At 71.7% G+C, this 20,361-nt stretch carries 21 protein-coding genes; 14 read left to right on the top strand and 7 right to left on the bottom strand.

Annotated elements, in window-relative coordinates; genetic code table 11:
* The first annotated feature begins 136 nt into the window (after nt 1-136).
* Both ACQP1N_RS08815 and ACQP1N_RS08810 read left to right on the top strand, forming a co-directional pair.
* Nucleotides 137-2,287 carry an MMPL family transporter gene (locus ACQP1N_RS08815; RefSeq protein WP_433230317.1) on the top strand — a complete coding sequence of 717 codons (2,151 nt, stop codon included), beginning with the start codon at nt 137-139 and terminating at the stop codon, nt 2,285-2,287.
* 119 nt (nt 2,288-2,406) lie between these two features.
* Nucleotides 2,407-4,563, top strand: coding sequence for an MMPL family transporter (locus ACQP1N_RS08810; protein WP_433230314.1), 2,157 nt, complete (start codon nt 2,407-2,409; stop codon nt 4,561-4,563).
* On the opposite strand, the gene ACQP1N_RS08805 is transcribed toward ACQP1N_RS08810, so the two are convergent.
* A complete protein-coding gene (locus ACQP1N_RS08805) occupies nt 4,564-5,430 on the bottom strand; it encodes a Ku protein (protein WP_433230311.1) in 867 nt (288 codons plus the stop codon).
* A 111-nt stretch (nt 5,431-5,541) separates the two neighbouring features.
* Between ACQP1N_RS08805 and ligD (ACQP1N_RS08800) the strand changes: the two genes are divergently transcribed.
* The 6 genes from ligD (ACQP1N_RS08800) (at nt 5,542) to ACQP1N_RS08775 (ending at nt 9,464) form a co-directional block, all read left to right on the top strand.
* A complete protein-coding gene (ligD, locus tag ACQP1N_RS08800; RefSeq protein WP_067807615.1) occupies nt 5,542-6,516 on the top strand; it encodes a non-homologous end-joining DNA ligase in 975 nt (324 codons plus the stop codon).
* Entirely contained in the window at nt 6,506-7,414 is a 909-nt protein-coding gene (gene ligD / locus ACQP1N_RS08795) for a non-homologous end-joining DNA ligase (RefSeq protein WP_067807618.1), read from the top strand. The genes ligD (ACQP1N_RS08800) and ligD (ACQP1N_RS08795) overlap by 11 nt, the downstream gene beginning before the upstream one ends.
* Before the next feature lie 223 nt (nt 7,415-7,637).
* The gene (locus tag ACQP1N_RS08790; protein ID WP_067807621.1) at nt 7,638-7,829 is read left to right on the top strand and encodes a hypothetical protein; all 192 of its coding nucleotides are present in this window, start codon (nt 7,638-7,640) and stop codon (nt 7,827-7,829) included.
* 232 nt (nt 7,830-8,061) lie between these two features.
* The gene (locus ACQP1N_RS08785; protein WP_067807624.1) at nt 8,062-8,691 is read left to right on the top strand and encodes a TetR/AcrR family transcriptional regulator; all 630 of its coding nucleotides are present in this window, start codon (nt 8,062-8,064) and stop codon (nt 8,689-8,691) included.
* Nucleotides 8,692-8,799: 108 nt separating this feature from the next.
* A complete protein-coding gene (locus ACQP1N_RS08780; RefSeq protein WP_242608860.1) occupies nt 8,800-9,051 on the top strand; it encodes a DUF3107 domain-containing protein in 252 nt (83 codons plus the stop codon).
* 122 nt (nt 9,052-9,173) lie between these two features.
* Nucleotides 9,174-9,464 (top strand): GlsB/YeaQ/YmgE family stress response membrane protein, encoded by a 291-nt coding sequence (locus tag ACQP1N_RS08775; protein ID WP_067807631.1) that lies wholly within the window; start codon nt 9,174-9,176, stop codon nt 9,462-9,464.
* Between the two features lie 87 nt (nt 9,465-9,551).
* Here the strand turns inward: ACQP1N_RS08775 and ACQP1N_RS08770 are convergent, their stop codons facing one another.
* Nucleotides 9,552-11,384, bottom strand: a complete 1,833-nt coding sequence (locus ACQP1N_RS08770) for a serine/threonine-protein kinase (RefSeq protein ID WP_433230304.1) — start codon at nt 11,382-11,384, stop codon at nt 9,552-9,554.
* A gap of 456 nt (nt 11,385-11,840) precedes the next feature.
* Here ACQP1N_RS08770 and ACQP1N_RS08765 point away from each other — a divergent pair, with 456 nt between their 5' ends.
* Nucleotides 11,841-13,307 (top strand): DEAD/DEAH box helicase, encoded by a 1,467-nt coding sequence (locus ACQP1N_RS08765; protein WP_433232630.1) that lies wholly within the window; start codon nt 11,841-11,843, stop codon nt 13,305-13,307.
* A gap of 112 nt (nt 13,308-13,419) precedes the next feature.
* On the opposite strand, the gene ACQP1N_RS08760 is transcribed toward ACQP1N_RS08765, so the two are convergent.
* A complete protein-coding gene (locus ACQP1N_RS08760; RefSeq protein WP_067805167.1) occupies nt 13,420-14,103 on the bottom strand; it encodes a glycerophosphodiester phosphodiesterase in 684 nt (227 codons plus the stop codon).
* A gap of 59 nt (nt 14,104-14,162) precedes the next feature.
* On the opposite strand from ACQP1N_RS08760, the gene ACQP1N_RS08755 reads away from it, so the two are divergent.
* The 4 genes from ACQP1N_RS08755 to ACQP1N_RS08740 all read left to right on the top strand — a co-directional run bounded on the left by ACQP1N_RS08755 (nt 14,163) and on the right by ACQP1N_RS08740 (nt 16,817).
* A complete protein-coding gene (locus ACQP1N_RS08755) occupies nt 14,163-15,038 on the top strand; it encodes an alpha/beta fold hydrolase (RefSeq protein ID WP_433230302.1) in 876 nt (291 codons plus the stop codon).
* A 244-nt stretch (nt 15,039-15,282) separates the two neighbouring features.
* Nucleotides 15,283-15,468, top strand: a complete 186-nt coding sequence (locus tag ACQP1N_RS08750) for a DUF1059 domain-containing protein (protein WP_217999850.1) — start codon at nt 15,283-15,285, stop codon at nt 15,466-15,468.
* 5 nt (nt 15,469-15,473) lie between these two features.
* Nucleotides 15,474-15,770 carry a hypothetical protein gene (locus ACQP1N_RS08745; protein ID WP_067805155.1) on the top strand — a complete coding sequence of 99 codons (297 nt, stop codon included), beginning with the start codon at nt 15,474-15,476 and terminating at the stop codon, nt 15,768-15,770.
* Between the two features lie 138 nt (nt 15,771-15,908).
* Nucleotides 15,909-16,817: an oxygenase MpaB family protein gene (locus ACQP1N_RS08740; protein ID WP_433230299.1), complete on the top strand. Its 909-nt coding sequence runs from the start codon at nt 15,909-15,911 to the stop codon at nt 16,815-16,817.
* Here the strand turns inward: ACQP1N_RS08740 and ACQP1N_RS08735 are convergent.
* From ACQP1N_RS08735 to ACQP1N_RS08720, 4 genes are read right to left on the bottom strand one after another with little or no spacing between them, the layout of a single operon-like run.
* The gene (locus ACQP1N_RS08735; protein WP_067805148.1) at nt 16,814-17,650 is read right to left on the bottom strand and encodes a RecB family exonuclease; all 837 of its coding nucleotides are present in this window, start codon (nt 17,648-17,650) and stop codon (nt 16,814-16,816) included. The two genes, ACQP1N_RS08740 and ACQP1N_RS08735, sit on opposite strands and share 4 nt — an antisense overlap.
* 3 nt (nt 17,651-17,653) lie before the next feature.
* The gene (locus ACQP1N_RS08730; RefSeq protein ID WP_067805145.1) at nt 17,654-18,361 is read right to left on the bottom strand and encodes an MBL fold metallo-hydrolase; all 708 of its coding nucleotides are present in this window, start codon (nt 18,359-18,361) and stop codon (nt 17,654-17,656) included.
* A 10-nt stretch (nt 18,362-18,371) separates the two neighbouring features.
* On the bottom strand, nt 18,372-19,238 hold the full coding sequence (locus ACQP1N_RS08725) for a PHP domain-containing protein (RefSeq protein WP_067805142.1): 867 nt from the start codon (nt 19,236-19,238) through the stop codon (nt 18,372-18,374).
* A complete protein-coding gene (locus tag ACQP1N_RS08720) occupies nt 19,238-19,885 on the bottom strand; it encodes a DUF6758 family protein (RefSeq protein ID WP_067805139.1) in 648 nt (215 codons plus the stop codon). The genes ACQP1N_RS08725 and ACQP1N_RS08720 overlap by 1 nt, the downstream gene beginning before the upstream one ends.
* Before the next feature lie 82 nt (nt 19,886-19,967).
* Between ACQP1N_RS08720 and ACQP1N_RS08715 the strand changes: the two genes are divergently transcribed.
* Complete coding sequence (locus tag ACQP1N_RS08715) at nt 19,968-20,357, top strand: NUDIX hydrolase (protein ID WP_067805136.1); 390 nt, start codon at nt 19,968-19,970, stop codon at nt 20,355-20,357.
* Nucleotides 20,358-20,361 lie beyond the last annotated feature (4 nt).

Raw genomic sequence — 20,361 nt, 5'->3', positions numbered from 1 at the left:
CTGCCCTGGCCGTCCTCCGCATGATTCCCCAAGAACACCCTTGACGAAGGCTAACGCCGTATGCGAAGTTAACGCCATTCGCAGTTTACAGCGTTCACCATCCTGACGGAGTGTAACGGAGACGGGGGAGCCGAACATGTTCGATCGATGGGGACGGTGGGTGCACCGGCGCAGGCGGTGGGTCCTCGCCGCCGCGGGCGCCGTGCTGGTGTTCGCCGCGGTGTGGGGAACGGGCGTCTTCGGCGCGCTGACCTCGTCCGGCGGTTTCGAGACGCCGGGCAGCGAGAGCGCGAAGGCGGCACAGATCGCCGAGCGCGACCTCGGCCGGGACGAGGCGGACGTCGTCGTCCTCTACCAGGGCAGGACGACGGTCGACGATCCGTCCTACCGCGCGTCGGTCGAGAAGGCGCTGGCCGCCCTGCCGCAGGACAAGATCGCCTCGACCGCCACCTACTGGACGACGGGCGCGGCGCAGTTCGTGAGCAAGGACCGCACCGCCACCTACGCCGTCCTGCGGCTCACCGGTGCCGACGAGGGCGCCCGCAGTGACGGCTACAAGGTGATCCAGGACGACCTGACGAAGGTCGGCGGCGGGCTGACCGCCAAGGTCGGCGGCTCGGTCGGCACCGAGACCGCGGTCAACGAGCGCGTCTCGTCCGACATCGGGCGGGCCGAGGGCATGGCCATGCCGATCCTGCTCGTGCTGCTGGTGCTGATCTTCGGCGGCCTGGTCGCGGCGAGCCTGCCGCTGCTGATCGGCGGCATCGCGATCCTGGGCTCGTTCACCGCCCTGCACGCGCTCACCTACGTCACCGACGTGTCCATCTTCGCGGTGAACATCACCACCTTCCTCGGCCTGGGACTCGCGATCGACTACGGGCTGTTCATGGTCAGCCGGTTCCGCGAGGAACTCCGGCGGGACGGGACCTCGACCGAGGACGCCCTCGCCGCCACCATGACCACCGCCGGACGCACCGTCGCCGTCTCCGGAGTCACGGTCGCGGTGTCCCTGTCCGGACTGCTGCTGTTCGACCAGAACTTCCTCGTCTCCATGGGCTACGGCGGCATCGCGACCGTGTTCGTGTGCATGATCGGCGCGCTGACCGTCCTGCCCGCACTGCTCGCCGTCCTCGGCCCGAAGGTCAACGCCCTGTCGGTGCTGCGCGGCCGCAGGCCGTCGCGCGGCTGGTGGGGACGGGTCGCCCGCAGCGTCATGCGCCGTCCGGTGGTCTACGCGGTGACGACGGTGGCGCTGCTCGCCGCGCTCGGCGGCCCGTTCCTGCGCATCAACTGGGGCGGTGTCGACGCCGCCGCACTGCCGGCCGGCACCGACGCCAGAGCCGTCGCCGAGACGCTGGAGACGCAGTTCCCCCGCAACGCCACCAGCCCGATCGAGGCCGTGGTGACCGGGGCATCCGACCGGGCCGCGGTCCAGGCGTACAGGGGCCGTCTGGACGCCGTGCCCGGGGTGACCGGCACGGCGGTGACCGGCGCCAAGGGCGCCACGACGCGGATCGCGCTCCGCTACGACGCGCACCCCGACTCCGGCGCCGCACGCGACCTCGTCAAGCGGGTCCGGGACGTCCCGCCGCCGGCCGGCGCGCACGTCCACGTCGGGGGCATGACCGCCGAGGTCGTCGACCAGCTCGGCAGCATCGGCGCGACCCTGCCCTGGCTGGCGGTCCTGGTGGGCGGGGTGACGTTCGTGCTGCTGTTCCTGGCGTTCGGGTCGGTGGTCCTGCCGCTGAAGGCGATCGTGATGAACCTGCTGTCGCTGTCGGCCACGTTCGGCGCGGTGGTGCTGATCTTCCAGGACGGGCACCTGTCCGGCCCGCTGGGCTTCACCGCGACCGGGTCGATCGCCCCGGCGATGCCGATCCTGATGCTGGCCATGCTGTTCGGCATCTCGATGGACTACGAGGTGTTCCTGCTCTCGCGGGTTCGCGAGCAGTACGACCTGACCGGCTCGAACACCGCGGCCGTCGCCACCGGAGTCCAGCGCACCGGCTCGATCATCACCAGCGCCGCGCTGCTGTTCATCATCGTGATCGGCGCGTTCGCCACCTCCGGCATCACCTTCATCAAGATGACCGGTGTCGGGATGGCCATCGCGATCCTGATGGACGCGACCGTCGTCCGGGCGCTGCTCGTGCCGGCGACGATGCGGCTGATGGGACGTGCCAACTGGTGGGCGCCCGGCCCGCTGGCCAGGCTCTACGGCCGGTACGGCATCCACGAGGGCGACTCGCCCGCGGCGCCGCGGGCGCGGCTGGAGTCCGCGGCCTGACCCGGCGTCCGGTGGTCGGCGGCCCGGGGCCGCCGACCACCAAACTAGGTCAAACCACTACAAATCGTAATTTACCCTGCTTATCGGTATCACCGGAGGCCGCGGTGGGGGGACGACGGATGTTCGAGCGATGGGGCCGCTGGGTGCACCGGCGGCGCCGGTGGGTCCTCGCCGCCGCGGGCGCACTGCTGGTCTTCGCCGGCCTCTGGGGAACGGGCGTCTTCGGCGCGCTCAGCTCCTCCGGCGGTTTCGAGACGCCGGGCAGCGAGAGCGCGAAGGCGGCACAGATCGCCGAACGGGACCTCGGCCGGGACGCGACCGACGTCGTGATCCTCTACCAGGGCGAGACAACGGTCGACGACCCGTCCTACCGGGCCTCGGTCGAACGGTCACTGGCCGCGCTGCCGCCCGGCAAGGTCCTCGGCACCGCCACCTACTGGACGACCGAGTCACCGCAGTTCGTCAGCGAGGACCGGAAGGCCACCTACGCCGTCCTCGAACTCGCCGGAGCCGACGAGGCCGCGCGAGACGCCGCCTACCAGGCGGTCAAAGGCGATCTGACCGACGTGGGCGGCGGGCTCACCGCCAAGGCCGGCGGCACGGTCGGCACCTCCGCCGCCATCAACGACCGCGTCGCCGCCGACATCCCGCGCGCCGAGACCATCGCCATGCCGATCCTGCTCGTGCTGCTGGTGCTGATCTTCGGCGGGCTGGTCGCGGCGAGCCTGCCGCTGCTGATCGGCGGCATCGCGATCCTGGGCTCGTTCACCGCCCTGCACGCGCTCACCTACGTCACCGACGTGTCCATCTTCGCGGTGAACATCACCACCTTCCTCGGCCTGGGACTCGCGATCGACTACGGGCTGTTCATGGTCAGCCGGTTCCGCGAGGAACTCCGGCGGGACGGGACCTCGACCGAGGACGCCCTCGCCGCCACCATGACCACCGCCGGACGCACCGTCGCCGTCTCCGGAGTCACAGTGGCCGTCGCCTTGTCCGGGCTGCTGCTGTTCGACCAGAACTTCCTGGTCTCCATGGGCTACGGCGGCATCGCGACCGTGTTCGTGTGCATGATCGGCGCGCTGACCGTCCTGCCCGCACTGCTCGCCGTCCTCGGCCCGAAGGTCAACGCCCTGTCGGTGCTGCGCGGCCGCAGGCCGTCGCGCGGCTGGTGGGGACGGGTCGCCCGCAGCGTCATGCGCCGTCCGGTGGTCTACGCGGTGACGACGGTGGCGCTGCTCGCCGCGCTCGGCGGCCCGTTCCTGCGCATCAACTGGGGCGGTGTCGACGCCGCCGCACTGCCGGCCGGCACCGACGCCAGAGCCGTCGCCGAGACGCTGGAGACGCGGTTCCCCCGCAACGCCACCAGCCCGATCGACGCGGTGGTCACCGGCACGTCCGACCGGGCCGCGATCGACGCGTACGGGGAGCGCCTGGCCGCGCTCCCCGGCGCCGCCGACACGGCCGTGACCGGCAGCGCCGGCGCCACGACGCGGATCGCGCTCCGCTACGATGCCGACCCGTACTCCGGCGCCGCGCGGGACCTCGTCAAGCGGGTCCGGGACGTCCCGCCGCCGGCCGGCGCGCAAGTGCACGTCGGCGGGGCCGCCGCCGACGTCGTCGACGAACTGGCCAGTCTCGGCGGGACGCTGCCGTGGCTCGCGCTGCTCGTCGGCGGCGCCACGTTCGTGCTGCTGTTCCTGGCGTTCGGGTCGGTGGTCCTGCCGCTGAAGGCGATCGTGATGAACCTGCTGTCGCTGTCGGCCACGTTCGGCGCCATCGTCCTGATCTTCCAGGAGGGGCACCTGTCCGGCCTGCTCGGCTTCACCGCGCTCGGCGCCATCGCGCCCGCGATGCCGATCCTGATGCTGGTCCTGCTGTTCGGCATCTCGATGGACTACGAGGTGTTCCTGCTGTCACGCGTCCGCGAGGAGTACGACCTGACCGGCTCCAACGTCACGGCCGTGGCGGCGGGCGTCCAGCGCACCGGCTCGATCATCACCAGTGCCGCGCTGCTGTTCATCATCGTGATCGGCGCGTTCGCCACCTCCGGCATCACCTTCATCAAGATGGTCGGCGTCGGGATGGCCATCGCGATCCTGATGGACGCGACGATCGTCCGGGCGCTGCTCGTGCCCGCCATGATGCGGCTGATGGGCCGGGTGAACTGGTGGGCGCCCGGTCCCCTCGCCCGCCTCTACGGCCGGTACGGCATCCGCGAGAGCGTCCCCGCCCCGCCGCCGGAGGAGCCGTCCAGGCCGGCGCCCGTGGGCTGATCAGGCCGACCTGCGGCCGCGGCTCCGCGCGGCCGCCTTCGGCTTGCGCGCCGCCGGCTCCCGGCCCTCGCCGGCCGCGCCCGCCCTCTCCCCGCGGCTCTTCTTGGCGGCCTCGACGCTCGCGCGCAGCGCGCTCAGCAGGTCGGCGGCCGGCTCCTCCGCACCCTCCTCGGACGGCCGCGTGACCTCCCTGCCCTCGATCTTGGCGTCGATGACCGCCTGCAACGCCTCCCGGTAGGCGTCCTTGTACTCCGCCGGGTCGAACTCGCCCTCCATCGACTCGATCAGTGACGTCGCCATCGACAGTTCCTGCTTGCGGAGCTCGATGTCCTCGTCCAGGAACGGGAAGTCGGGGGTGCGGACCTCGTCCGGCCACAGCATCGTCTCCAGCACGAAGACGCCCTCGCGGACGCGCAGCGTGGCGAGCGACTCGCGCTGCCGCAGCGCGACCTTCACGATGGCGACCTGCCCGGAGTTCTCCAGCGCGTCGCGGAGCAGCACGTAAGGCTTGGCGCCCTGCCCGTCCGGCTCCAGGTAGTAGGACTTCGCGAAGTAGATCGGGTCGACCTCCTCCTGCTCCACGAACTGCAGGACCTCGATCCGGCGGCTGGACGACAGCGGCAGGTCGGTGAAGTCCTCGTCGGTGAGCACGACCATCTCGCCGGACGGCAGTTCGTAGCCCTTGGCGACGTCGGAGTACGGCACCTCCTCGCCGTCGAGCGTGCAGACCCGCCTGTACCTGATGCGCCCGCCGTCCTCCCGGTGCACCTGGTGGAAGGCGACGTCCCTCTGCTCGGTCGCCGAATAGAGCTTCACCGGGACCGTCACCAGCCCGAACGAGATCGCGCCCTTCCAGATACTCCGCATGGTCCGTCCTTACCCCGCACATTCTCGCTCTTAGCGTCACAGCCCCTGCGATTTGTGCCAGGACGAGCTCTTGATCCTTTTCTGCGGGGCGGGACCGGGTAAGACGGCGATATGACCATGCCGTGGCCCGTTGAGCCGATGATGGCCATCACCGGGGACCTCCCCTCCGACGGCGAGCACTGGGGACTGGAGCTGAAGTGGGACGGTGTCCGCGTGCTCGCGCACGTCTCCGCGGACGGCGTCCGGGCCGGCGGCCGGCGCGGCGGCGACGTGACGGGCCGCTACCCGGAACTGTCCGCGCTGGCCGATCTGCTGCCGGACCATGACGTCGTCCTGGACGGCGAGATCGTCGCCTTCGACGAGGGACGGCCGAGCTTCGGGCGCCTCCAGCGCCGGATGCACGTCCAGCACCCCGATTCCCGGCTGATCCGCCTCGTCCCCGTCCGGTACGTGGTCTTCGACGTCCTGTACCTGGACGGGCACGTCCTGTACGACATGCCGTACGCCGACCGCCGGTCGCTGCTGGCCGAGCTGGACCTGGCCGGCACCGGCCCCGTGGAGGTGCCCCCGTACCTGCACGGCGGCGACCGGTCACAGGTGGAGGAACTGCTCGCCTTCACCCGCGAGCAGCACCTTGAGGGCGTCCTCGCCAAGCGGCTCGACTCGCCCTACCGTCCCGGGCGCCGCGTCGACTTCTGGCGCAAGGTGAAGAACTTCCTGACACGCGAGGTCGTCATCTGCGGCTGGAAGCCCGGCCAGGGACGACGCGAGGGCGGGGTCGGGTCCCTCCTCCTCGGCGAGTACGACGTGAAGGGCCTGCTGGGATTCGTCGGCCATGTCGGGACGGGCTTCACCGACCGCGCCCTGGACAAGCTGTACGAGATGCTGTGGCCGCTGCGCCGTCCGACAAGCCCTTACGACGAGCCCGTTCCCCGCGAGTTCGCCAAGGACGCCCAATGGGTTGAGCCAAGGCTCGTCGGGGAGGTCGCCTACAGCTCCCGCACCGGGGACGGCCGTCTGCGTTTCCCGTCTTGGCGGGGGCTCCGTGACGACAAGGACCCCCTGGAGGTCACGAGTGAGCAGTAAGAGGACCACCGTCGAGGTGGACGGACGGCAGTTGTCGCTGTCCAACCTCGGCAAGAACCTCTATCCGGATTTCACCAAGGGCGAGGTCATCGACTACTACGCGCGCATAGCCCCGGTGATGCTGCCGCACCTGAAGGACCGTGCCGCCACCCGCGTCCGCTGGCCGGACGGCGTGGACGGCGACTGGTTCTTCGAGAAGAACGCCCCCTCCCACACGCCCGGCTGGGTCCGCACCGTGACCGTGCCGAGCCCCGGCAGCACACGCGGGCGCGAGACGCTCGACTACGTCGTCATCGACGACCTGCCCACGCTCGTGTGGTGTGTGAACCTCGCGGCGCTGGAGCTGCACGTCCCCCAGTGGAAGGTCGGGCCACGCGGCAAGGTGCACGCCCCCGACCTGATGGTCTTCGACCTGGACCCGGGTGCGCCCGCCACCATCGTGGAGGCGTGCAAGGTCGCGTGCTTGCTCCGCGGCCTGCTCGCGGAGGACGGCCTGGAGTCCTACGCCAAGACGAGCGGCAAGAAGGGCCTGCACCTGTACGTCCCCGTGAAAGAGCCCAAGGAGGCCGAGCGGACGTCGGAGTACGCCAAGGCCGCGGCGCAGCGTCTCGCCGAGGAGCATCCCCGGCTCATCGTCGCGAAGATGGAGAGGCGGCTGCGCAGGGGCAGGGTCCTCATCGACTGGAGCCAGAACGATCCCGCGAAGACGACCGTCGCCCCCTACTCACTGCGCGCGGCGGACCGCCCGTCCGTCTCGACACCCGTCACCTGGGACGAGCTGGAGTCCTGCAAGAGCGCGGGCGCCCTCATGTTCTCACCGGACGAGGTCCTCACTCGAGTGGACAAGCACGGCGACCTTCTCAAGCCGCTTCTGAAGGACCATCAGCCGCTGCCCTGACTTCCCCTGAACCAGTTGTCGCAGAGCCCCGCATAGACTTCCTCGCCGCCGGGTACGACCTCGCCGCGACAGCGCGGGCGGCGGTGGATGCCTGCGAGCGCGGCAGGATGGAACTGCACGCCGGCGTCGTCCCCGTGTTCCCGGCCCGTGGCGAGGCCGCCGAGACATCGCCGCGGAGCCCGGTGGAACGGCTGCGCGGCGGCACTGCTGAGGAGGATCCGAGATGAGCGAGACCGGCGACCTGGAACAGCCCGCCCCCGACGACGCCAATGAGGCCGACGCCGCCGAGCAGCGCGCCGCGCTCGACGAGACCGACGAAGGCACCGCCGGCGGCCCGCTGCCGGACGAGGTCAACGAGGCCGACGCCGCCGAGCAGTGGCGCGAGGTGCCGGTGGACGAGGACGACTACCGGTGACCAGGGCCGGTTCCGCCCGCAGGTGACGAGGCTTCCGGAAAGCTCGTGTGCGGGTGTCATCGGTCCCAGCGGGAATACTGTCACCGGTCCCAGCGGGAATACACTGACCCGCGCGAAGGAACAACGGCGGCCGTTGTGTGACCGGCGTGGTTACTCGCGCGTACGATGATGAAATTGTTCCCCCGCGGCGGACACTGTCCTCCGTCGCGACGATCGGTGATCGGAGAGTACGGTGACCGCGACCCCGGACGCCCGCCCCCGTGGCACGAGGCTGCCACGGCTGGCGCGCCGCAGGCAGTTGCTCGGCGCGGCCCAGGAGGTGTTCGTCGCGCAGGGGTACCACGCTGCGGCGATGGACGAGATCGCCGAACGCGCAGGCGTCAGCAAGCCCGTGCTCTACCAGCACTTCCCGGGAAAGCTGGAGCTGTACCTGGCGCTGCTGGACGAGCACGCCGAGGCCCTGGTGAAGATCGTCCGTGAGGCGCTGGAGTCCACCACGGACAACAAGCTGCGCGTTCAGGCGAGCATGCAGGCCTTCTACGACTTCGTGGCCGGCGACGGCGAGGCGTACCGGCTCGTCTTCGAGTCCGACCTGCGCAACGTGGCGCCCGTCCGGGCCCGCGTCGACCGCGCCAACCAGCAGTGCGCCGAGATGATCGCCCAGGTCATCGCCGAGGACACCAACGCCCCCGCCGAGGAGGCGCACCTGCTCGGCATGGGCCTGGTCGGCATGGCCGAGGTCAGCGCCCGGTTCTGGCTGTCCCAGCACCGCGCGATCCCCAAGGACACCGCCGAGAAGATCATCGCCCGGCTCGCCTGGCGCGGCATCTCCGGTTTCCCCCGCACGTCCGACCAAGGCTGACGCGGTACCCGCAGCGGCGGCGTTCACCCTCGGCACAACGGGGGGACGGCGGATCGGGTGATCTCCGTGCGACCATCGGAGGCGTGACCCGCCGGTGGTCGGCGGGACGTGACGGACGACGGGAGCAGCGCGTTGCAGGTTCACATCGGGGTGCAGAACGTTCCCAAGGAACTCGTGGTGGACACCGCGCAGTCGGCCGACGAGGTGCAGAACGCGCTGGCGGCCGCGCTCGCCGAGCCGAACGGGGTGCTGGTCCTCAAGGACCGGCGGTCCGGGCGGATCATGATCCCGGCCGGCCGCGTCGGTTACCTGGAGATCGCCGAGGACGAGCAGCGCAGCGTGGGCTTCGCCAGCCAGTAGGCGTGCCGGTCCGGTCCGGCTCGAACCGGCCTTGACCTGCGCTTTGTTTCAAACTGGTACAGGGGGCATACCGGTCACCGTTCACGGGCTCACCGGCCCACGGAAAGGAATGGTTGATCGACATGCTCACGACGATCCTCTGGTTCATCGTCGTCGGTGCCGTCATCGGGGCCCTCGCCCGGCTGCTCGTTCCGGGCCGCAACCCGATCGGCGTGCTGCTGACGATCCTCGTCGGGATCGCCGGCGCCGTCCTCGGCGGTGTCGTTGCCGACGCGCTGGGCGCGGGCTCCGTCATCGCCTTCGTGTTCGCGATCGTGATCGCCGCGCTCGGCGTGGCCGCGCTCACGGGGCTGAACACCCGCGGCCACGGCGGCCGCAAGAGCGGCTGGCGCACGCGGCGCGGCACGTTCTGACACCGCGCACCTCCACCCCCGATCCGAAGGCCCCCTCCTGCCAGGTGGGGGCCTTCCCCGTTCCCGGGAAGGCCCGTACCAGGCCCCTCAGGGCGACGGCACGGGCGCGCCGGCCGCGCGGAAGACCTCCGGCCGGACGAACCGTCCGAGCCGCCGGTAGGGGATGTGGAACGCCCGCCAGGCCCGGCCGCATGCCATCGAGTAGCCCATGCGGGACACCGGGGGATAGAAGTCGATCCCCGCGCGCGTCGGCAGCATGTAGAGGACGCCCTCGGCGACAAGCCCGGGCGTCAGGTCCGTCGCGCCCGGCGGGACGTTGGTGTAGCCGCGCCCTGAGGAGTCCCAGAACGGGCCCTCGCACAGCGCTCCGTGGCCTGGCCCGTACTCGGCCAGCAGCCGGGTGAGGGCGCTCATGCCCGGCCGTGTGAGCGCGTCCGCGCGGAGGAGGTCACGGCCCGCCAGTGCCCGGCCGGTGGTCAGGTCGACGGTGACCATCTGCACCGCGGGCGTGTTGCGCGTCATGACCGTCCCGCCGAACGTGTAGCGGACGGAGAAGAGCCTGGGTCCGCCGAGCCCCACGTCGTAGTCGACCTTGCCCGTGAAGGGATTCGCCGGGTCGTCCCGTTGGCTGAAGGCGGACATGTCCGAACCGGCGGTCTCCGCCCAGCGTTCGGCGGGCGCCCGGACGAGCGCGTTGACCCTGCCCGCCAGCCCGCCGGAGAGTCCGGTCAACTGCGGCACCCGGGCCGTCACCCGGGTGGCGGGGCCGCTCGTCGTGCGGGTGAACGACACCGGCCGCACCCGCAGGACCGGGGGCGTGTTCGCACCCTCCGCACCGTCGCCGGAGTTCGCCGCGTACACCCCCGCGCCTCCGGCGGCGACCGCGGTGGCCGCGATCACCGCCGCCGCCGCCTTCGCCGCGACCGCCGTGGACAGCCCTCCCCCGGCCGCCACTCCCCCGGCCGCGGCCCCGCCGCCGACGGCGCCACCCGCGGCCGCGCCACCCGCGGCGGCGCCGGCGGGGGCCAGACCCGCGGCCACCAGCGGGAAGACGGCGGCGAGAGCCACCGCCGCGCCCGCCATCGCCCGCACGCCGCGCCCCTCCCAGTCCGCCCCGTAGACCGAGGACGCGACGGCGTCGAGTTCGGCGACGAAGCCGGCGGCACCGGCCGGGCGGTCGTCGGCGGACTTGGCCATGCCCCGCGCCACCAGGTCGCGCAGCGCCTCCGGTACCTCGTCCACCGGGACGGGCGCGCGCAGGTGGGCGCCCGCGAGTGCGGCCAGGTCGCCGGCGTAGGGTCGTCTCCCGGTGATGCACTCGTAGAACACGCAGGTCGCGGCGTACACGTCGGTGGCCGGGGAGGCGGGACGCCGCTCCCACTGCTCCGGGGCCATGTAGGCGGGGGTGCCCGACCCGCCGCCGTCCCCGGCGAGCGCGGCGACACCGAAGTCGATCAGCTTGCTCAGCCCGTCCGCCCGGACGACGACGTTCGCGGGCTTGTAGTCGCGGTGCACCACGCCGGCCCGGTGCGCGGCGGCGAGCCCGAGCAGCGACCCTTTCAGCACGGTGAGCGCCGCCTCCGGCTCCAGGGCGCCGTGCTCGGCCAGGATCCGCTTGAGCGAGACCCCGTTCACCGCCTCCATGACGAGGGCGACCCCTCGCCCGGCGCTCGCGAACCGGTACAGCCGGACGACGTGCGGGTCGGCCACCCGGCCGAGCATCACCGCCTCGGCGCGCAGCGACTCGATCGCGCGCTCGTCCCCGTCCAGCCGGTTCAGGTACTTGATCGCCACCGGGGTGCCGGAGCCGGTGTGCCGGGCCAGCACCACCCGGCCCTGCGCGCCCGCCCCCAGTTCGCGGACTTCGGTGAAGCCCTCGACGCTCCACGGCGGCGTTTCGGCGGGGGACGGATCGCTCATGAGCTAACTCTGCGCGCTCATCGTGGCGGCCGCCGCTCGTCCGGGCGCGGGCTGTCCGGATGTGGCCGACCGGGCGGGCCCGGCCTGGTGGCGGGGAGCGTCTCCGCCTGCGGCGGATAATGCCTGGCGGACGGGGCATGGAATAGACGAAACCGTGGAAACGTTAGGTGCAGTGATCGCTGTTGGTGTATGCAACGGACGGTCGGTACACTGCGTCGCGGAGTGTGACCGCACGCAGCCACAGTGAGTGACTGCTTTCAACCCCTGACTGCGGTCGCCGAGAGATTTGAGCAACGGCTGGTCCCTCCCGCGCGAGCGCGCGGCCACTGGAACGGCGGACACGTCCGCAAGGACGGAGTCACGTCGGCGAGCCGCGCCGCACCCGGGAGCGGAGACCCCGCATATTGGAGGCTGAAAGCCCTGACTACCTTTCGTGAACTTGGGGTCGTCCCCGAGATAGCAGACGCCCTTGAAGCAGAGGGCATCGTCGAAGCGTTCCCCATCCAGGAACTCGCCCTGCCGATCGCACTGGGCGGGCACGACATCATCGGCCAGGCCCGCACGGGCACCGGCAAGACCCTCGCGTTCGGCGCCGCGCTGCTGCAGCGCATCGAGCACGGCGGCAAGAAGCCGCGCGCGCTCGTCGTCGCGCCGACCCGTGAACTGGCCCTCCAGGTCACCGACGACCTCCTCGTCGCCGGCGGCAAGCTCGGTACCCGCGTCCTGTCGGTGTACGGCGGGCGCGCCTACGAGCCGCAGATCAGCGCGCTCCGGGAGGGCGTCGACGTCGTCGTCGGCACCCCGGGCCGGCTCCTCGACCTCGTGAAGCAGAAGCACCTCGACCTGTCCAAGATCGGCGTGCTGGTGCTGGACGAGGCGGACCGCATGCTCGACCTCGGCTTCCTGCCCGACATCGAGCGGATCATCGAGCGGATCCCGGCGCAGCGCCAGACGATGCTGTTCTCGGCCACGATGCCGGGCGAGATCGTCGCGCTGTCGCGCCGGTACCTGACCCGCCCGACCAACGTGCGGGCCGAGTCGCCCACCGAGTCGGACGCGACGCCGCAGGTCGTCCAGCACGTCTTCCAGGCCCACCAGATGGACAAGCCGGAGATGCTGGCCCGTCTCCTGCAGGCGGAGGACCGCGGGCTGACCATGGTCTTCTGCCAGACCAAGCGGGCCTGCGACCGGGTGGCCGCCGACCTGTCCCAGCGCGGCTTCGACGCCGCCGCCGTCCACGGCGACCTCGGCCAGAGCCAGCGCGAGCGGGCACTGCGCGCGTTCCGCAGCGGCAAGATCGGCGTGCTGGTGGCCACCGACGTGGCGGCCCGCGGCCTCGACGTCGACGACGTCACCCACGTCGTCAACTACGAGTGCCCCGACAGCGCCGACACCTACGTGCACCGCATCGGCCGGACCGGCCGCGCGGGCAAGAGGGGCGTCGCGGTCACGCTGGTCGACTGGTCCGACCTCACCCGGTGGAAGCTGATCAACGGCACGCTCGACCTGCCGTTCGGCGACCCGGAGGAGACCTACTCGACGTCCCCGCACTTCTTCGCGACGCTCGGCATCCCCGAGGGCACGAAGGGGACGCTGCCGAAGGAGCAGCGGCACGGCCGCGCCGGGCTGGACGCCGAGGAACTGGAGGACATCGGCGAGACCGGCAAGGCCCGCAGCCACGTCCGCGACCGGGACCGCGACCGAGACCGGGACCGGGAACGTCCCCGGCCGCGCCGCCGCAGCCGCAGCCGCACCCGCGCCGGCAAGCCCGTCGAGGCGACCGCGACGGAGGCCGAGGCCGCCGCGGACGCGAGCGTCGTCGACGCGGTCGCCACCGAGCGCAAGCGCAGCCGGACCCGCCGCCGCACCCGCGCCGGCAAGCCCACGACCGGCACCGCGGCCGAAACCGCCGAAACGGCCTGATCCCCACGGGCCGGGCGCCCCGCGGGCGCAGGTGACCCCGCATACGCCGTCACGGGCATGACATGACCGTGGCGGCGGCGTGCGGATTACCTGCGCCGTGACGGGGCCGCGGCTAACGCTGGTCCCGGAGTTTCAGGGCGGTCCCGGGGTGGTCGGTGATGAGGACGGCGACGCGCGGGTCACCGAGGAAGCGCCGCATGATCGGCTCGGCGTTGACCGTCCAGATCATGGCGGGTATCCCGGCGCGACCGCACTGCCGCAGGACGCCGACGCGGGCGAGCCGGTGGTTGAGTGCGACCATGTCGGCGCCCGCGCGGTGGACGAGACGCAGCGGCGCGAAGTCGTGCGCGACACCGCGTTCCCACAGGTTGCGTCCCACCGACAGTGCCGTCCGCACCCCCGGGAAGCTCTTTTTGATCTCGAACAGCGAGCTGACCTCGCGGGTGGTGACGACGAAGCCGTCCCGGCCGAACGCCTCGACGGCCAGCGCGACGGTCTCGTGCTCGCAGCCGCGCTCCTTGAGGTCGAGATGGCCCATGGCGCGGCCCGCGATGATCTCCATGGCCTCGCTGACCAGCGGGACGGGCCGGGGCGCGAGGTCCTGGACGCGCGCGTAGGGCAGCCGGTTCAGGCGGAGCCCGCCGACCTGCGGGTCGTGGTGCACGACGAGGCGTCCGTCACCGGTCCGCCTGATGTCGATCTCTACGTACTCGGCACCCGACTCGGCGGCCTCACGGAGCCCGGTGAGGCCCGCCTCGTCCCGGCGGTGCGCGGAGATGGCCGGCTTGGAAGGCACGCTGGTGACGCTACCACCGAAACTTTTTCACTGATGTCCGTTGACTAGGCTGGTTCCCTGTGAGTACGCCCCGGTTTCTGAGTCTGCCCCCCGGCGCGAGCCGTACGACCATCGAGACCTCCCGCGGCCCCTTCGCCGCCCTGGAGGCCCTCCCGGGCTCGGGCGTGCCCGAACGCTTTCCCGCGCTGCTGGTCCCGGGCCTGACCGGCAGCAAGGAGGACTTCCTCGCCGTCATGCAGACCCTGGCCGCGTCCGGCCGCCGCGTCATCGCCGTCGACATGCGCGGCCAGTACGAGTCGATCGGGCCGGACGACGCGTCCGCCTACACCCGTGCCGCCCTGGGCGAGGACATGGCGGCCCTCTTGGACGTCCTCGGCCCCGACCCCGTCCACCTGGTCGGCCACTCGTTCGGCGGCCTGGTGTGCCGCGAGACCGTCCTGTCCGGAGCGCTTCCCGCCTCGCTCACGCTGATGAGCTCGGGCCCGTCCGCCGTCACCGGCCAGGCCGCCGCCAAGGCCCGCGCCCTCCGCGACGCCATTCCCGAGCTCGGCATGGAGCAGATCTGGATGCTCGCCCTCGAACCCGACTACACGGGCCGCGGCGTCCAGCGCGAGATCATCGCGTTCCTCAAGGCCCGCACGCTCGGCAACTCCGAGCAGGGCCTCGCCTGCATGGCGGATGAGATCCTCACCGCCCCGGACCGCGTCGACGAACTCGCCAAGCACTGCGCCGACTCCGGCCTGCGCACCCTCGTCCTGTACGGCGAGGACGACGACGTCTGGGAACCCGATGTCCAGGCCGTGATGGCCGAGCGCCTCAACGCGTCCAAGGTCGTCATTCCCAGCGCCGCGCACTCCCCCGCCTGGGACGCCCCCGAAACCACCGCCACCGCCCTTCGCACCTTCTGGAACGACGCGGAGCACACCTTCAACTAACGGTAAGCGACCACAAAGCCACGCACCGAAACCTTGTGGTGGGGTCATGCCGGACCTCGTCCAGTGCGAGCCCTACGCCCGCCTCCTCCTTGAGCACCACATCCCGGAGGTGGACGTGGAAACCGCGACATCGGCCCCGTGTCGGGTGAGCACACGTCTTCACGCTGACGTGGGCATATGTCACGATTGAAGTGCCGGATGTGGTGGTGCGGCGGGAACGTTGCCTGGGGGAACCATGCGCAAGGTGGCCGACTGCAGGGACATGCCGAGCGAGTCGGGCTGCACGCTCACCATCAGCGGCGAGGAGGACGAGGTCGTCCGCGCCGCCGCCGAGCACGCGGCCTCGGTGCACGGGCACACTGACACGCCGGAACTGCGGAAGGAGATCCGCGACCTCCTCAAGGACGAGCAGGCGACAGCCCAGGGGTGAGACACATGAGCTTCGTGCAGATCATCGAGTACGAGACCGACCGCCGGGAGGAGCTGGACCGGCTGTTCGACGAGTGGACGACCGCGACCGAGGGCAAGCGCACAGCGACGCACGAAATGCACACCCGGGACCGCGACCGCCCGTCCCACTTCGTGGACATCGTCGAGTTCCCGTCCTACGACGCGGCGATGCGGAACAGCGACCTGCCCGAGACCCGGCGCATCGCCGAGGAGATCCGGGCGTTGTGCAGTGACGATCCGCGGTTCCTGAATCTGGAGGTCGTGCGGGACGATTCACTGTGAACCCGGGATCCGCCGGGGATGCCGGGCGAGGCCCGGGGCTCTGAGAGCTCCGGGCCTCGCCCGGCAGGTGGGGGGGCGGTGTCGCGGGCATCTCCGTGTAATGACACACTTACCGCAGTTTGTCGCGCGGAGGTGTGTATGTCGGCGACCGTCCAGCCACCCGAGAGTGTCACGTGGCGTGTGCACATCGACCGGTCCATGTGGGTCGGCGGGGTGCGCGGCCTCATGCTCCAGGCGTTGCACCCCATGGCGATGTGGGGTGTGTGGCAGAACTCCAACTTCCAGGAGGATCCCTTCGGGCGGCTCCAGCGCACCGCCGACTTCGTGGGCATGGCCACGTTCGGATCGCACGAGGAGATCGACGAGCTGGCCTACCGCGTCCGGCAGATCCACCGGAGCCTGCGCATCCTGAACCACGACACCGGCAAGAAGGAGCGGCTCGACCAGCCGGAGCTGCTGCTGTGGGTGCACTGCGCGGAGGTCTACTCCTATCTGGAGGTGGCGCGGCGGGCCGGGCTGCCGCTCACCGGCGCCATGGCCGACAAGTACCTGGACGAGCAGCGCCACACCGCGACGTATGTGGGGCTCCACGCCGAGGACGTCCCCGGGAGCGTCGCCGAGATGGAGGCCTACTTCGCCGAGATGCGGCCCCGGCTGCGCGTCACCGAAGAGGCGGCGGCCACGGTCAGGTTCCTGATGTGGCCGGCGATGCCGGAGAACCTGAGGTTCCTCACGCCCGGAAAGCCGGGATACTTCCCGTTCGGTGCGCTCTGCTACTACTCGCTGCCGGACTGGGCCCGCAGGATGTACGGGGCGCTGCCCGAAGTACCGCGGCCGGCGGCGACGGCGGCGCTCAAGTCGTTCCGGCTCGCGATGAACTCGATGCCCGAGCGGCTGCACGACTACGCGTTCGCCAAGAACACCCGCGACATGCTGGAACGCGCCCGGCAGCGGCTCGCCGCCGACGGCTACGACCTGAGCAGGGGCCTGTACGGGCTCCGGGACCCGCGCCGGTGGCCCGCGAGGAAGGCCCTCACGCCGTCCTAGGGGACGAGAGCCGCCCAGGGTTCCTTGCGGGGGGCCGCCTCCCGGCCTTCGGGGCAGTGGCGGGCGAAGTCGCACCACGAGCACAGGTTGCCCGGACGCGGCGGGAACAGCTCCTCGCCCGTGCCGCCCCGGTACGCCTCGTCCGCGGCGGCGGCCTCGGCGGCGATCTGCTCGGCGCGGCGCAGGTGGCGGGCCAGCGACTCGTCGGTGTGCTCCCACACCGCGACCTCGCCGGACGGCAGGTGGTGCAGCTCGACCCGGTGACACGGGCGGCGCAGGACGCGGGCCGCCGCCACCGCGTAGATCGCCAGAGCGAGGGAGCCCCGGGCGTCGTCGGCGGTGAGGACGTGCCGGCCCGTCTTGTAGTCGACGACGACGAGTTCGGAACCGCGGGCGTCCAGCCGGTCGATGCGTCCCGACACGGCGATCCGGTCGGTGCGGGTCGCGACCGTGCGTTCGACGCCGATCGGCTCGTCGGACGGATCGAGGCCCGCGACGTACCGTTCGGTCATCTCCCGGGCCCGTTCACGCCACTCGGCCGACTGGGCCTCGTCGCGGAAACCGTCCGTCAGCCAGCCCCGGACCAGCAGCCGCCCGGCGGCCTCCGGGGTGCGTTCACCGGCGGGCAGCCGCCACCAGCCGGCGAGCGCGTTGTGCACGCTCACGCCGACGCTGTTGTGCGCCCACCGCGGCCCCTTCGGCGGCATCGGACGATCGAGGTACGTCATCCGGTAGCGGCGCGGGCAGTCCAGCCACGTGTTCAGCCGCGACGGCGTGCACGCGTACAGCCGCCGGGGCATCCCGTCAAAGCCCAACTGCTCCGCTCCGGGCATCGGTCAGTCGTCGCTCTCCTGGGCCAGCGAGCCCCAGGTCTCCCAGCGGGCGTCCTCGTCGCCGACCGTGGTCTCCTCGCCCTGGGCGGGCAGGATCCGCAGGTCCTTCGGCAGCGGGGTCAGCAGCGCGCCGATCGAGTTGAGCTGCGCCCGCAGGTCCTCGTAGACGCCGCCGACCGAGCCGGGACGGCCGCGGTGCAGGGTGTCGCCGGAGAACAGCAGGCCGAGCTGCTCGCTGATCACGCAGACGGCGCCGGGCGTGTGGCCCGGGGTGTGCACGATCTCCAGCTGGGCCCCGGCGATCTCGAAGACGCCGCCGTCCTCCAGCCAGATGTCGGGTTCGAGGGAGCGAAGCGCCTTGGCGTCGTCCTCGTCCTCTTCCTCCTTGGCGAGGCGGCCGAAGTAGTCGCGCCACAGCAGCCGGTCGGCGCGGTGCAAAGCGATCGGGGCCCAGTCGTCCTCGTCCTCCTCACCGGCGGCGGCGACCTCCAGCACCACGCTGAGGTGGTGCTCGTTGCCGTCGGTCAGGATGACGGCCATGACCTCGCGGTCGCCGACCTCATTGAGGATGGTCTCGGCGTCGTACGCCGGGTCGATCACGATGACCTCGTCGTCGTCACCGACGATGTAGGTGTTGTTCTCGACGTCGTACTCGGTGTCGTCCAGGGCGAGCGTCCCCGACGTCACCACCTGTTCGATGCGCGCGTCCACGCAACGCACCCTACCGTGCTTCGCGACCCCGATCCGGCACACGGAGATCACCGCCGGACGCGGCCTCCGCGAGCCGCTCGAAGGCGTCCGGCGCGGTCGTCTCGGCGCCGAGCCGGTCGCCGGTCAGCGCCCCGTGGTCGTCGCTGGACCCGGTCGCGGCGAGGCCGAGCGCGGCGGCCAGGTCGCGCAGGTGAGCGCGGTCCTCGGGGGCGTGGTCGGGGTGGTCGACCTCGATCCCGGCGAGCCCGGCGGCGGCGAGCCGCTCGATCACCCCGTCCTCGAACACGTATCCGCGGCGCCGCGCCCGCGGGTGCGCCAGCACGCACACTCCCCCGGCCTCCCGGACGAGCCGGATCGCCCGCACCGGGTCCAGCGCGTACCGCTCGACGTAGGCGCGGCCGCCCTGCGCGATCCACCGGGGCGTGAACGCCTCGTCCGGTGTCGTGATCGCGCCGGCCGCCACCATGGCGCGCGCGATGTGCGGACGTCCGACCGCCTCCCCCTTCGCCAGCGCGCGGACCGTGTCCCAGCCGACCTGCACGCCGAGGTCGCGGAGCCGGTCCACCATGCCCTGCGCCCTGATCACGCGGTCGCCGCGGATGCGGACCAGTTCGGCGGCGAGCGGCGGATGCTCCGGGTCGAACAGGTAGCCGAGCATGTGCAGGCTGCGGCCGTCCTGCCGGCACGACAGCTCGATGCCGGGGACGAGCGTCAGGCCGTCCGGGAGCGCGGCGGTGGCCTCGTCCCATCCGGCGACGGTGTCGTGGTCGGTCAGCGCGAGGACGTCCAGGCCGTTCGCCCGTGCCCGCCGGACGACCTCGGCGGGCGGCCGGGTGCCGTCGGACACGTCACTGTGACTGTGCAGGTCGATCCGCATCAGTCGTCGAGCCGCGGGCTGTGGGCGCCGTAGGGGAGATCGAGCTCCATGCCCGGTTCGCGCAGGTCGAGGAGTTTCTGGCTCTCCAGCATGAGGACTCCGGCCTCGGCGGGCCACAGCACCACCCACAGCCAGTTGCCCATCGCCTCGCCGACGTACACGGCGCGGTCGGGTTCGGTGCCGACCGCCCACAGGGAGACGGAATGCCCGCAGGCCCCGGACGGCCCGCTGACGTCGAGCTTCACGTGCGGGGGGCTCCGGTCGAACCCCTCGCCGGGATCGGCCCCGTCAAGACCGGCATAGTGAGCGCCGAGCCCGATTCCCGGCTCCTCGGCGATCAGCACCATGTCGGCGGGGCCGTGCAGCAGCCCCGGCCCGGACAGCGCGACGGCCGTCGCCCGCGCGCCCGAGCGTTCGTCTCCGACCGCGGCGAATCCCGTGATGAGCCAGGCAGGGGGAAGGGGCCAGGGCGTCCAGACGGGGATCTTCGCGTCGCGCAGCACGGCGGCCAGCCCGTCCGGTCCCGGCCGCTTGGACGGCTGCCTCGGCAGTACGGCGCCGTGCACGTCGCAGTTCCAGTCGCTGGACCAGAGACTCGGCGCGCGCAGAGGGCCCGCGCAGCGCGGGCACGTGGGCTCCGCCTTCATGACACTCCACACTGCGCGGCAACATCCCGAATCGTCAAGGCAGCGGGGCCGCCGCCTGGAAAAGGCGCGACAAAATGGGGTCATGCGAATACGTTGCGTCGGCGGCATCGTGCACGACGGTGACGGGCGCCTCCTCCTGGTGCGGCGCGGGCGCCCGCCCGGGGAGGGCCTGTGGTCCATTCCGGGCGGGCGGGTCGAGCCCGGCGAGAACGATCCGGAGGCCGTCGCGCGGGAGATCAAGGAGGAGACCGGACTCGACGTCCTCGTCGGCGCCCTCGCCGGAACCGTCGAACGTCCCGGGCCGGACGGCGCCACCTACGAGATCCACGACTACACGGCGACCGTGACCGGGGGGACGCTCCGCGCGGGCGACGACGCGTCCGACGTGCGCTGGGCGGCCCCGGACGACCTCCGCGCCCTCCCGGTCACGCCGGGGCTCCTCGACGCGCTCGCGCTGTGGGGCCTGCTGTGACGGC

This window comes from Actinomadura formosensis, assembly GCF_050948385.1.
GTDB lineage: Bacteria > Actinomycetota > Actinomycetes > Streptosporangiales > Streptosporangiaceae > Spirillospora > Spirillospora formosensis.
Note: the sequence above shows the minus strand (reverse complement) of the source record. Positions and strands in the feature narration are given on the sequence as shown.